Below are 11,895 nucleotides of genomic sequence, written 5' to 3' on the forward strand. Positions count from 1 at the left end.
GGTGCCCCCTACTTGTCCAGATAGACGGACCTGATCTGCTGGTACGCGGCCAATCCCTCCGGACCGAGCTCACGGCCGAGACCGCTGGCCTTGATCCCGCCGAACGGCGCCGTCGGATCCGGAAGATATCCGTTGATGCCAATGGTTCCGGTGTTCACCCGCCGCGCAACGTCAAGGCCGCGATCAGGGTCGGTGGTCCACACCGAACCGCCGAGCCCGTAGTCGACGTCATTGGCGATCCGGACGGCATCGTCGACATCGCCGTACGGGATCACACACAGGACCGGGCCGAAGATCTCCTCCTGCGCGATGGTCGTGGCGTTGTCCACGTCCGCGAACACGGTCGGCTCGACGAACCAGCCCCGATCCAGGTCCTTCGGGCGCCCGCCACCCGTGGTGACCCGAGCGCCGTCGTTCCTTCCTTTCGCGATATAGCCTTCCACCCGCTCGCGCTGCCGGGCGCTGACCATCGGGCCGACCTGGGTCGCCGGGTCGAGCGCGTCGCCCACGGTGAGCGCGCCCGCGAAACTGGTGAAGGTGTCGACGATCTCGTCGTACCGGCTTCGGGGCGCCAGTATCCGGGTGCCCAGGTAGCACGCCTGCCCGTTGTTGAGCAGGCACGCGCCGAACAGGTTCTGCAAGCTCGCCGGCAGGTCCGCGTCGTCCAGGATGATCGCAGCGGACTTGCCGCCCAGCTCCAGGGTGACCGGACGCAGTAGTTCGCCACACACCTTGGCGATCGAACGGCCGGCCGCCGTGGAGCCCGTGAACGCGATCTTGTCGACCTGCGGATGAGCCACCAGGTACGCACCGATCTCCCGCCCCCCGGGGACGATACTGACGACGCCGTGCGGGATGCCCGCCTCTTCGATGGCCTCCGCGAGGAGGTAACTGTCCAGCACCGTCTCGGGAGACGGCTTGATCACCACCGTGCATCCGGCGGCCAGCGCGGGCGCCAGCTTGAAACCGGCCAGTGCCTGGGGAAAGTTCCACGGAATGATCGCGCCGACGACGCCGGCCGGCGTCCGGGTCACCAGCGTGTTGCCGCCGAACAGTCCCGGCCGGGTCTCCTCCGTGGCGGCGTTTTCGACCATGTCGGCGTAGTAGCGCAGCAACGTGGCCGGGAACATCGCCTCCAGCTGTTCACCGATCACCCGCGGCATGCCGTTCTGGCCGCTCACCCGCTCGACGATTTCCGCGCCACGGCTCTCCAGCGCCGCCGCGAGACGGCGCATGGCCTCGGCCCGGCGTGCCGCGGGCCAGCTCGACCAGCCGCCGGGATCGTCGAAGGCCACCCTCGCGGCGGCAACCGCGCGGTCCACGTCCCGCTCCGACGCCTCCGGAACGCGGCCGATGACCTCCTCGGTGTTGGCCGATACGACGGTGATCACCTCGGACGAGTCCGGCGTAACCCAGTCGCCACCAATAAAAAGCGAGTCGTACTCAATCAAATCAGACATCATCTCTCCATCTGGGTTATTCACAATGCGCCGGAGAAATCACTCGGCCGATTCGGGAACACGCACCGTGAGACCGTCCAGCTCATCGGTGAGCAGGATTTGGCAGGACAGCCGAGAATTCGGCCGGACGCTCTCCAGGAACTCGAGCAGGTCCGTTTCCTCTGGCGTCGGCTCGTCGAGCGCGTCGCACCATTCTTCCGCCACGTACACATGGCAAGTGGCACAGGAACAACTTCCGCCGCACTCCGCGACGATCCCGGCGACGTTGGCCGCCACGGCGGCCGACATGAGGCTGCATCCGGCGTCGACTGCCAACTCGTGCCGAGAGCCATCGGAATCGTCGACACAGATAACCTTCGGCATCATCTCTCCATCATCGTGCTGTACCGACTTCTCGCAGCGGAATCGAATGATCGGCGAGTTTGCCGGGATCGACCCGCGTGCCATTTTCGATGAACCGCCGTCCCGCCATGAACTCCGTCGAGGCGTTGATCGCCTCGACGGCGACAACGGCTTCGTCACGGAGGTGAAAGAACGCCGCGCGGTTCCCGTCCGCAGACGACCTGCACACGACGCGCTCGCCTTCTCCGACAAGGCCTGCGGTCTTCAGTTTCAGATCGAACTGATCCGACCAGAACCACGGCACTTCCGATTTCGGGCCCGGACGCGCCAGTATCGCGGCCACCGCCTGCCCGGCCTGCTCGACCGCGCTCGGGATGCTCTCCATCCGGTACAGGCCCGGCCGGCCGGGCAGCGGCCGACGCGTCATGTCGCCGACCGCGTAGATGGAACGGTCGCTGGTCCTCGATCGCTCGTCCACGACGACACCTCCGTCACATGACAGACCTGCCGCGCGAGCCAGCTCGTCCCGGGGAATCGCACCGACACCGACGAGCGCGGCATCGCAGGGCAGCTCGGTCCCGTCGTCCAGCAGCACCGTTCCGACCGAACCGCGGCGGTTGGGCCCGAATCCCTTGACCCGTCCGGAAACCAGGATTTCCGTTCCGTGCTCCTGGTGATACCTGGTGAGGAACTCCGACAGCCCGGTGCCGGCGACCCTCGGCAGGAGTCTCGATTCCCGTTCCACGATCACGACTGAAATGCCCTTGGTCCGGCAGGCCGCGGCGACCTCGAGTCCGATGTAGCCGCCACCCACGATCGCCAGTTTCTGGCCGGGCTTCACCAGTTCCTTCAGGCGTCCGGCGTCCGCCACCGTGCGGAGCCGCTCGACCCCTTCGAGTTCCGAGCCCGGAACATCGAGGACGCGGGGCGCGGCGCCGGTCGCGAGAATCAGGCTGTCGTAGCCGAGTGTGCTGCCGTCGTCGAAGGAGATCACTTTGTCGCCGGCGGCCACGCCCACGACCCGGCATCCGAGCCGCAGTTCGATCTCCTGGTCGCCGTAGAAACGGGCGGGTTTGAGGTGAATGTCCTCGGCGCTCACGTCGCCGGTGACGTATTTCTTGGACAGCGGTGGACGGTGGTACGGGACCACCGGTTCCTCGCCGAGCAGGATCACCTCACCGGCGAATCCCTGCTGGCGCAGGAAGGCCGCGGCGTTCGCACCACCGTGTCCCGCGCCGACCACCACCACTCGCCCGACACGTTCGTCCCGCATCGCGCCGGCTACGCCTTGGTGAACTGGACCGGAAGCCGGGTCAGTCCGCCGACGAAATTCGCTTGGGACAGCTTCGGATCGCCGGTGAGATCCACCGACTTCAGCCGCGGGATCAGCTCTTCGAACAGGATCCGCATCTCCAGTTTCGCGACGTGCTGGCCGAGGCACATATGCGGGCCGTAGCCGAACGAAATATGCCTGTTCGGCTTGCGCGTCACATCGAAGACATCGGGACTGTCGAACACGTCCTCGTCACGGTTGCCGGACGGGTAGCAGAGCATGAGCCGATCACCACTCTTGATCTCCTGCCCGTGCAACGTCGTGTCCCGGGACGCCGCGCGCATGAAATGCTTCACCGGGGCCACCCAGCGGATGGCCTCGTCGACGAGGCTCGGGATCAGCGACAGGTCCTCGCGAACCCTCTTCAGTTCCTCGGGGAACTCCGCGAAGGCACGCATGGCACCGGAGATCGTGGACGAGGTGGTGTCGTGACCGGCCGTCGCGATCGCCAGGTAGTACCCGTTACACAGGGATTCCGACAGATATTCGCCGTCGACCTTGGCATTCGCGATCACCGAGAGCAAATCGTCCGCCGGGTTGGCCCGGCGATGGTCCGACAGGCCGCTGAAGTAGGCGTAGAAGTCTCCGACGGCGGCCATCCACATCCGCGCCGCGACGTCCGGCTCGAGCTTGACATCGTCACGCTGCTGCTCGGGATCGTTGGCCCCGAACAACTCCTGGGTCAGTTTGAGCATACGGGGCTCGTCCGATTCCGGAACACCGAGCAGGGTCATGATGACGTGCAACGGAAAGCGCAGGGCGAAGTCCTGCACGATGTCGACCCGCCCGTCCGACTCCAACAGCTTGTCGACGGCCGCGCGGGCAAGACCGCGAATGCGTTCCTCGAAGGTCCGCAGATTCCTCGGCATGAACCACTGCGCCGTGACGCCGCGCATCTTCGTGTGCTCCGGCGGATCCATGTAGGTCACCATGTCGATCGCGCGGACCGTGCCGTTGTTGATGCTCCGGATGAACGCGTCACTGGCCTGGTCGTTGAGGATGGGGTTCTCGACGCCGCTGGTGAACAGCTCCGGCTGCTTCTCGACCTCCATGATGTCGGCGTGCTTGCTGATGAGCCACACGGGATCGAACCCGTCGAGCTTGGCGAGACCGACCGGCCTGTTCTCCCGAAGCCACTTGTAGGCTCCGTAGAAGACCTTTTCATCGGTGTGCGACTCCGCCAGCATGACGCCCCGCGCGATCTCGTCCGGTACGGCGGCGCGACTGCCCAAGTCTGCGGTCACGAGTCAGATCCTTCCTGGTGATGTGCGTTCGATGACACGAAGATGGCTACGCGTTTTCGTTGAGCAGGACGGCCTTGACGGTCTCGCCGGTCTCCTGTTCGTGGATCGCGTCGTTGACCGCGGCGAAGGGGAACGTCTTGACCAGCTTGTCGAACGGAAACCGGCCGGCCTGGTACAGCTCGATCAGCCGGGGAATGAACTCGTCGGGATTGCTGTCCCCTTCGACGATCCCCATGACTCGTAGCCCCAGGACCATCGCGTGGATGACGTTCACCCACAGCGTGGCTTCCGGGTCCGCCGGCACACCGACGAGGCCGAGCAGCCCGCGCGGAGCCAGGCACAGCGCGACACTCGCGAGCACGTCGGCGTTGCCCGAGGTGTCCAGCACGAAGTCCACTCCGGCAGGCAAGGCAGCCCGGACTTGATCCGGCAACGGGCCGTCCACGGGGTCGATCACCTGTGTCGCCCCGAGTTTCAGCGCCCGTTCGCGACGAGAGGCATGCGGCTCGGACACCAGGATGTTCGCGCAGTTCTGGACGACCGCGCCCAGGACCGCGGAGAGCCCCACGGCGCCGGCGCCGACGATCAGCACCGAGGAACCCGGCGGAGCCTGGAACGAGTTCATGATCGCACCGGCGCCGGTCTGGATTCCGCACCCGAGCGGGCCGAGCAATTCCAGCGGCACCTCGCCGGAGACCTTGACGACATTGCGCTCGTTCGCCAGTGCGTAGTCGGCGAACGAGGACTGACCGAAGAAATTGCCGCGGACTGTCTCCGTACCGGAGGACAGCACCGCCGAACCGTCGGGCCGGACTCCCCCGTAGTTGAGGGGCGCGAACTGGTGACAGTAGGCCTGGCGGTCGTCCGTGCAGTTGGGGCACTCGCCACAGCTGTTGAACGTGAGGACCACACGATCTCCGGGCTGGACCTTCGTCACCGACTCCCCGACCCGTTCCACGTAGCCGGATCCCTCGTGGCCGAGGACGGCGGGCAGCTCGATGGGGATCGCGCCGTCACGGGCCGCCAGATCGCTGTGACAGATACCGACGGCGCTGATCTTCACAATGACCTCGTCGGCACGGGGCTCGTCCAGGGTCAGTGATTCCAGCTCGAATTTCGCGTGCGCTTTTTTCGCGACGGCGGCAGTAACTTCCATGGGATCCTCACGATTTCGTCGATTCCGCGCTGAATCAGTTCATGCGGTGACCATCCGTGTCTGGTCGATGAAGTCATCCTCCGCCGCTGTGGCTTCTGACACATCATCCCCGGTAGGGATTCTCATATCACTCCGGTAGCACATCCTCGCCCTGATCACCGGTGGATAGCCCACATCACCAGCTCAGCGATGCCAAGCAGGACAAAGAATCCCGCGAAGACCTGACACGCGAGGGCGCCCCGGCGGATGGCTCGCTCCTTGCTTTCCCTGACCACTGCGGAAAGCGTGCGGGGCGCCAGTCCGGCGGCGTTTCTCGTGCCCCACCGGCCGAGTGCGAAGACTGGTATCGCGAACAGCAGCGCCATCACTGACCAGGTCATCGCGGCTCGTCCGTCGGGGACGGCGGGTGAGCGTCCTCGGACACTCCGGACAGGTCCGGGGCGGGCGGCGGCGTATCGGGATCGGCGGGCCGGTACGCGTCCGCGTATTCCACGTTCGCGTTCCTGATTTCGTTCGCGAGCCACGTTCGCCATTCATCGAGTGCCTGCTGTGACCGCAGCTGATCTCGTAACCGGTCCCTGACCTGATCGAGCGTGAGCGGAACGGCGGGCTCGATCCGCACGATCCGGCCGACGTTCCAGCCGTGCGCGGTTTTCACCGGGCCGAACACGCCGCCGACCCCCGGCTGGAACGCGGCGTCGGCGTACTGCTGCTCCAGCTGGCTTCGCTCCACCAGACCGAGTTCACCGCCGGCGGAACTGGTGGCCTGGTCGAGGGAGTACCGCCGCACCAGACCCGGAAAGTCCTGACCGGCCTTCGCGGCGGCGGCCACCTGATCCGCCTGGTCTTCGCTCGCCACCACGATGTTCTGGATGTCCCGCTTCTCCGGCTCCACCATGGAATCCTGGTGGTCCCGGTAGTACTGACCGACCGTCTCGTCGGTGACGCGGGCGGCCGCGTCGGACGTCACGGCCTGGAAGAGCAGGTCCGCGCTCTGCTGCCGTTTGATCTCGTCGATGACGTCGCTCTGTGAAGCACCGTAAGCGCGCAGGAGGTCCGTGAAGGAGCCCTGGCCCGACGACGTCAGCTGGGTGCTGATCATCTTGGCCAAGGTGTCGTTCGCCGACTGGTCCGAGATCAGAATGTTCCGCGACCGTGCGGCATTCCCCAGAATGACGTCCACGGCCACGGTTTTCGCCGCGTCGCGCCGGAACCGATCCTGCTGGTCGGCTCCTTCCGGCGGTTTTATCCCGTAGAGCGCGCGGAGCGCGGAGATTCTTTGCTGCACCTGGTCTTCCGTCACCTCAGTGCTTCCGACACGCAGAGCCACACCGTCCGGCAGACCGGTCACCTTCGCCACGACCATCGGCGTGATGGCCCCGAGTACAGCCACCACCACCACGGCGGCGGCGGCCACGGCTCGTCCCCGCTTGCCCCGGGGAACCAGACGGTGCAACGCTTTCCGTGCCTTCACCGCGAATTCTCCCGGCACGAGTCTCACGCGTTGACCTCCTCCCGCGCGGGCACCGCCGAAGGCGATCCACCTTCCGGCCTGCCATCCGGCTTCCGCGACAAAGCGACCACGAGGTGCGCCGCGGCGAACGACAACCCCACCGTCGCGGCGAGGATCAGGCCGAATTCGCGGACGATCTGCAGCCCGGACACGGACAGGGCCGCGAAGCCGAGCGCCGCCGCCAATGCCGCGGCCGCCACGACCCGCCCCGTCCGCACCCCGCTCCCCCGAGCCGAGCGGACGCACAGCATGACGGTGAACTCGCACGCGGTGGCCGCGGTCAGCGATCCGAGCGCCAGGGTCAGCGGTGTCAAGGACAAACCGAGCGCCGCGATCCCAGCCAGTCCCCATCCCGTGGCCAGACCCGCGGCCAGCACAGCACGCAGGGCGTCGGACCGCCTGCGCAGTCCGATCAGCAGGACGATTCCTGCCCCAGCGATTCCGATCGCACTCGTCAGGTAGCGGTCGGCGGAGACCAGCTGGTACCCACGGGCAGCCACCACCGGCAGCCCGACCAGATCCGTCGCATAGCCGGGCGGTGGTGGTGGGATGGCCGCGCGTGCATCGCCGATCAGCCGGGCCTGATCCCGGAGATCCTGCAGTCCCAGGAGAAAGCTCATCGTCGCTCGCTGGTGGTCGGCCCGCAGCACCGCCCCGGTCAGGTAGTCGGGCAGCAGGTCCGTCCCGGCGGTCACCTGCTCCTGTGTTGGCGACGGGCCCAGGAATTCGAGGAGGCTGGGCAGGCTCACCACCGGCCTCATCCGGTCGCCGAGCCGCAACGCGAGCTGGTCCTGCACCTGGCGCATCCAGGCCAGTGCCCCGGGTGTGAGCACGTCCGGGCCGCGCAGAACCACCTGAACCTCCCCGGACGCACCCAGCACGTCCTCGGCAATCTGGATGTCGGCGAGCGCGGGCAGCCCGGACGCCAGCTTTTCAGGCTGTGCCTCCACATTCAGCCTCGGTAGCGCCACCCAGCCCGCCGCGGCGATACCGGCCGCCAGCACCAGCAGGCCGGCACGGCCGCCCACGGAGAGCGGGCGCCGGCTGCCCTCCGGTCGAGCTTCTTCCACGGTGGCCAGAGGGCTCGGCCGCGCATGATGCGACAGGTGCCGTCCGACGAGCAATGCCAGGCCGACGCTGAACAACAGGCCCGCCGCGAGAGCCAGGCCGAGATCTCGCACGAACGGTAGTGGGGAAAGGGCCAGTGAGGCGAACGCTGTCGCCGCGGCCAGCCCCACGACGACGACACGACGTCGTCCGGTGGGATGGGCGAGATATGCCTGGTAATCGCTCGCGATGCCCACCAGAACCGGCAGGAACGCGACGACTCCGAGTGAGACCGCGTGATCGAGCCATCCGAACAGGGCGAGTACGGCGGCGGTCGCCGCAAGTGACGTCGCGAGCGGCAGCAACCGGTACCTCTTCGGCCGGATCCAGGGCACCGCGAAGTAGCACACACCGATCAGCACGATCGCCAGCGCGCCCAGCAGCGGCGCCTGCCACCGCACCTCGCTGCCCAACGCCGCGGTGACGGCGGGGATCCCGGTCACCGTCACACGCTCGGTCGTGAGCCCGGCGCCGTCCACAGTGGATCTGACGTTGGCAGTCAGCCGCTCCGTGCCTGCCTGGTCGAGATCCTCTCGCGGGCGGATCAGGATCGCCACCGATCGCGGATCAGGGACGACGAAATGCCACTCGGGCTTGGGCAGACCGTTCTGGTCGAAGATGACGCGCGCGACGAAACCGGGATTGCGCAACGTGGGCAGGCCCGCGGGGAGCCCGCGGACGAGGAGCGGGCCGTACCGGGCGTCGAATTCCGCCACTGCCGCATCGCGTGCCGCCGTGACGGCCTTGTCCGGCTTCCTCTCCTCTCGGGCACGCTGCTCCGCCTGTGCTGCGACAGCGTCCCTGCGCCCGGCCAGCGTCGCCAGCAGGTTCTGCGACGCCTGCGCGATCTGGTTCAGCACTGTCGCCGGACCGTAGACCACGGCCGTGTCGGGCAGCTTCGCCAGCTGACCCTCCAGCGCCAGCAGCTTCGGCAACTGCTCCGCACCGAACATCTGCTGTGGCTGGCTGGTCCTGGCGAGCACGACGATCGGGTCACCACCGAACGACCTTGCAGCGTCCTGTAACGAGCCCAATGCAGGGTCCCCCGCCGGCAGGAACGACTCGGGACTCGTGTCGGTGTGCAGGTTCAGAAGCCCCTGCGCCATTCCCGCGGCCGCGCCGGCGATCAGCACGCCGGCGAGCAGCCGTCGGCCGCTCGGCATCCGGCGGAGCCCGCGAATCCAGCGCGGAGCCCGGAGTTCGGGGAGCCGCGCTCTCATTTCGGCTCCGGTTCCAGCCGCGGGTACGTGCCGGAGTACGGACCCGGGTGCGCACCCGTACCGGGCGCCGGCAGCGGGTTGTAGTACGTGCCAAGGAGGCTGGACTTCAGCGGCGATTGCACCGATTGCTCGTTGACGTGCGGCAGCAGCCGCGCGTAGTGGACGCCAGCCTCGTCGGTGTACTGCAGCACAGCGTTGAAGTTCGCGAAGAATGCGGCCAGTTCCGGACCATAGGGCTTGAGATAGCTCAGCATCGGATTGGCGTCACTCAGCAGCGACCTCGCGCCGGGGACAAGGTTGCGGACGTCGGTTCCGAGCGCCGGTACCCTGTCCAACGTGGCCGGTGCGGCATCGAGTACCTGCGACAGCGGCGTCAGCAGTCCCCGCAGGTCCTTTGTGGTCTGGGGTAGCTGATCCAGCGCGACGTTCAGATCGGGTGCCGCCTGCTTGAGGTTGGCGGAAACGGGAGCGAGCGCCGAGGCCATCGTCGTCAAGGTGCCCGAAGCGGTGTTCGCGCTGTCGAGCACCCCCGGCAACCGGCGCATCGTGTCCTCGATCGACTGGCGCTGACCCGAAGTGGCCGCCGTGATCTTCTGCGCTTCGGTGACCAGCGTGGCGATCTGGCCTTCGCCGGTGTCGAGCGCATTGAGCAGGGTCCGCGTCTGCTGTCCCAGATGCTGGAGATCCTCCGATTGGGCCGCAATGGCGTCGAGCGCCGTATGGCCGTTCCTGCCGAGCTCGCCCAGACCGGTGACGGTCGCATCCAGCCCTTGCTGGGTCCCCTGTGTGCCCTGGCCGAGCGAGCGGAGCAGGCTTCCGAGGTTGTCGCGGGTCTGGGGATCGAGGCTCCGCAGGAGGTCGTCCACCTGCGTGCTGGTCTGCACGGCGTCAGGCGGCAGGGTCGAGGAGTCCGGCAACGGCGGGCCATGCCCGTCGGTGATGTCCAGATAGCTGTCCTCGACGAGGGACCGCGCGCCGATCCGCACGATGACGCCCTGGTGCAGCGGTGCCACGTCCTTGTTCGTGATGGCGAACTGGATCACCACGCCGTCGGGCGTGGTCGTGGTCTTGCGGACCTCACCGATCTGGACGCCTGCCATGCGCACCTGACTCGCGGGCACGAGGTTGTCGACGTCCTTGGACTTGGCGAGGACCTGGTACCCGACCGGCTCGATGCCAGGCACCCGGACCTCGGTCCCGGCGAAGAAGTAAACCAGGACCGCCGCCGCTCCACTGAGGAAGGCGAACACGATGCCGAGGCGGCCGAGGCGGCTGAACGGAATCCTCATCGCGTGCCTCCCTGGATGCCGTTCTCCGGGCCCGGTGCGTAACCGCCCTGCCCGCCCGGCAGTACACCGGCGCCTGCGAGCGGGATGACCAGATGGCCGCGGATGATCCCGGTCTCCGGACCGTCACCGGCGCCGAAAACCGACGAAGTGTTGTAGACGAACGCGCGGATGTCATCCAGGTAGGTCGTCACCGTCGCCGTGTCCTGGTTGAGGCTGCGCGTCACCGGTATGAGATCGGCGAGCGCTGGAGCGACGTCCGAAACCAGCGGGCGGAGGTCTGCGACCACGGGCTTCGCGGCTTCCAGCGCGGGTTTGGCCTTGTCGACGGTCTGCCCGAGCTGGTCGACGGTCTTCTCGGTTCGTTGCAACGCATCCGGCAGATCCTTCGACGCCGCACCGAGCTTGTCGACCGTCGGATTCAGCTCTTCCGTCAGCTGCTGTGTGCTGTTCATCGCGGCGTCCAGGTCGCCGGTCAGGCCCGGCAGCTGGTCGAGACTCGCCCGCAGGTTGCCGTCGTTGTTCGCCAGCACCGACAGAGTCTGCTGGGCGGCGTCGGCGAGATTCGCCAGCCGGTCGTCGTTCTTGCCCACCGCAGTCGATATCTGCGACAGCGCGGTGACCAGGTCAGCGATCTTCTGGCGCCTGGTGTCGAGCGCGTCGACGACCGGCTTGATCCTCGTCAGCAGCCCGTTCGTGGCGTCGAGCCCCTCCGGAAGCTCCTGCGGGGCGCGCGCGAGCGCCACGTCGGACTCGGTCAGCAGGTCGGTCAGCGCGTGCTGCGTGCGTTCATCCAAATGCGACAGCACGTCGTCGGCCTGCACGCCGCGCTGTGTCCGATCCAGTGGAATGGTCCCGTTCTGGGCGTAGGGCTTACCGGGCGGGCCGCCCGGGTTGATCTCGACGGTCATGTCGTTGAGCGGGTTCTTCGGCCTCAGCACGGCGCGCGCGTTGTCGTAGACGGTCTGCCCGCCGTCGATCTCCAGATCAAGAATGGCCGTCCCATGCTCCGTGACCCGCCAGCCGGTGATCTTGCCGACGTTCACACCGGCGATGGTCACCTTGTGCGAGCTGTCGGGATTGACACCCGGCACCGACTGAAACTCCGCGTGCAGAACCAGTTTGTCCTGCCAGGGAAGGGAAGTGGACATCTTGGACCCCATGATCCCGGCCGCGACCACCGCGGCGACGACCAGCGCTGTCACGGCACCGACGTCCCGGCTCAGGCCTGGCA

The 11,895-nt window shown here is 67.2% G+C and carries 10 protein-coding genes; all 10 read right to left on the reverse strand.

Annotated features, from left to right (window positions below):
- Nucleotides 1-8: 8 nt before the first annotated feature.
- Nucleotides 9-1,460: an aldehyde dehydrogenase gene (locus LWP59_RS26490; protein ID WP_186383505.1), complete on the reverse strand. Its 1,452-nt coding sequence runs from the start codon at nt 1,458-1,460 to the stop codon at nt 9-11.
- 39 nt (nt 1,461-1,499) lie between these two features.
- The gene (locus LWP59_RS26495) at nt 1,500-1,907 is read right to left on the reverse strand and encodes a 2Fe-2S iron-sulfur cluster-binding protein (RefSeq protein WP_233921932.1); all 408 of its coding nucleotides are present in this window, start codon (nt 1,905-1,907) and stop codon (nt 1,500-1,502) included.
- Nucleotides 1,834-3,051 (reverse strand): NAD(P)/FAD-dependent oxidoreductase, encoded by a 1,218-nt coding sequence (locus LWP59_RS26500; RefSeq protein ID WP_222425688.1) that lies wholly within the window; start codon nt 3,049-3,051, stop codon nt 1,834-1,836. Before LWP59_RS26500 ends, LWP59_RS26495 begins: the two co-directional genes overlap by 74 nt.
- A 32-nt stretch (nt 3,052-3,083) precedes the next feature.
- Entirely contained in the window at nt 3,084-4,379 is a 1,296-nt protein-coding gene (locus LWP59_RS26505; protein ID WP_229858459.1) for a cytochrome P450, read from the reverse strand.
- 46 nt (nt 4,380-4,425) lie between these two features.
- Nucleotides 4,426-5,535 (reverse strand): NAD(P)-dependent alcohol dehydrogenase, encoded by a 1,110-nt coding sequence (locus LWP59_RS26510; protein WP_144643520.1) that lies wholly within the window; start codon nt 5,533-5,535, stop codon nt 4,426-4,428.
- A gap of 155 nt (nt 5,536-5,690) precedes the next feature.
- Nucleotides 5,691-5,915, reverse strand: coding sequence for a hypothetical protein (locus LWP59_RS26515; protein WP_144643521.1), 225 nt, complete (start codon nt 5,913-5,915; stop codon nt 5,691-5,693).
- Complete coding sequence (locus LWP59_RS26520; protein ID WP_144643522.1) at nt 5,912-7,036, reverse strand: peptidyl-prolyl cis-trans isomerase; 1,125 nt, start codon at nt 7,034-7,036, stop codon at nt 5,912-5,914. The genes LWP59_RS26515 and LWP59_RS26520 overlap by 4 nt, the downstream gene beginning before the upstream one ends.
- Nucleotides 7,033-9,375 (reverse strand): RND transporter family protein, encoded by a 2,343-nt coding sequence (locus LWP59_RS26525; RefSeq protein WP_233921933.1) that lies wholly within the window; start codon nt 9,373-9,375, stop codon nt 7,033-7,035. The genes LWP59_RS26520 and LWP59_RS26525 overlap by 4 nt, the downstream gene beginning before the upstream one ends.
- The gene (locus tag LWP59_RS26530; protein ID WP_144644959.1) at nt 9,372-10,664 is read right to left on the reverse strand and encodes an MlaD family protein; all 1,293 of its coding nucleotides are present in this window, start codon (nt 10,662-10,664) and stop codon (nt 9,372-9,374) included. Before LWP59_RS26530 ends, LWP59_RS26525 begins: the two co-directional genes overlap by 4 nt.
- Nucleotides 10,661-11,842 (reverse strand): MlaD family protein, encoded by a 1,182-nt coding sequence (locus LWP59_RS26535; RefSeq protein ID WP_222425729.1) that lies wholly within the window; start codon nt 11,840-11,842, stop codon nt 10,661-10,663. The genes LWP59_RS26530 and LWP59_RS26535 overlap by 4 nt, the downstream gene beginning before the upstream one ends.
- Nucleotides 11,843-11,895: the final 53 nt, after the last annotated feature.

The organism is Amycolatopsis acidiphila (assembly GCF_021391495.1).
Taxonomy (GTDB): Bacteria; Actinomycetota; Actinomycetes; order Mycobacteriales; family Pseudonocardiaceae; genus Amycolatopsis_E; species Amycolatopsis_E acidiphila.